This window comes from Limnospira sp. PMC 1279.21 (assembly GCF_032349615.1).
GTDB lineage: Bacteria > Cyanobacteriota > Cyanobacteriia > Cyanobacteriales > Microcoleaceae > Limnospira > Limnospira fusiformis.
In genome coordinates, this window is sequence record NZ_JARPLU010000443.1 from 1 (window position 1) to 960 (window position 960).

At 46.8% G+C, this 960-nt stretch carries 2 protein-coding genes; both read right to left on the minus strand.

What is annotated here, in order from left to right:
• Positions 1 to 67 precede the first annotated feature (67 nt).
• Complete coding sequence (locus P5683_RS25315) at positions 68 to 319, minus strand: hypothetical protein (RefSeq protein WP_006668846.1); 252 nt, start codon at positions 317 to 319, stop codon at positions 68 to 70.
• A gap of 94 nt (positions 320 to 413) precedes the next feature.
• Positions 414 to 960: HNH endonuclease signature motif containing protein (locus P5683_RS25320; protein ID WP_315642116.1), on the minus strand; the 547-nt coding region annotated here is incomplete at its 5' end.

Sequence of the window (960 nt, forward strand, 5' to 3'; positions counted from 1 at the left end):
GCTACCTGAAAGCGGGGGGCACGAAGCCCCCGTGCTTCAGCCGGGGGTGCTGACGACATAACCAATATCAAATGCTTTCTATATCGGGATTCAATCCATGGGGGGCTAGGGGGACACGCCCATAATCAAAATACAGCACTTGTAGGGCTTCTTCTCTCGTCAAGGCATCTCCTGGCCTTAATTTTTGATGGGCATTATCAATGGCTTTGAGCATGAAAGCATCCTCATAGAGGGGGGTCAGAAACTCCCAGGCAGTTTTCAGGTCCTCGTCTGATATTCCTTCTATTAAACGGTGTAGTTTTTTTCTCAAAGATATCATGACTCTTGCCTCCCTTTAGTAGGGGTCGAGAATGGAGTCGCCTCCATCCCCTCCCATTCAGAACCGTGCGTGAAAGTTTCCCTTCACACGGCTCCTAGTCTGACTGTTCCATTGTTAAGGATACAGCTTTGGCGTTGTCTAACGCCGTTTTATCATCGTGACAGTGGCGGTGTAATAGTTGAAGATTCTTGTATTCATCCTTTCCACCTAGGCTTCGAGGTACAATGTGGTCTACTTCAATTAAATCCGATGGTGCGAAATACTGTCCGCACCAGGTACACCTACCCTTTTGCTTTTTGAGTAGTTTTGCTACCCTGTTTGGCGTTTCAATTGCTTGTCCTTTCCTGGTTGCCCAGTAAGTCCAATTTCCGTCGTATGGTGTTGCGTCAGGGCGTATTAGGGTATGTCTGACAATCGGAGTCCAGTTATGTTTCCATAGTTGGAATCCATCCTTAGTCTTGAATAACCAAGTTTCATGTCTTTCTTTCCCGTTGCTAAGTTTAACCGTTCCTTTGTTGAAGTAGTTTCCTAGCTTTTCGTAAGTTGCCATTCCGCATCTTGAGACTGTCCATGCCCGTAACATTGACCAGATGGTAGGGGTCGAAAGGAAAGTCACCTTTCCCAACTCCCATTCAAAACCG

Bases quoted from the DNA above. Each gene is read 5' to 3' on its own strand.
- P5683_RS25315 (WP_006668846.1), bottom strand. From the start codon at position 319: ATGATATCTTTGAGAAAAAAACTACACCGTTTAATAGAAGGAATATCA.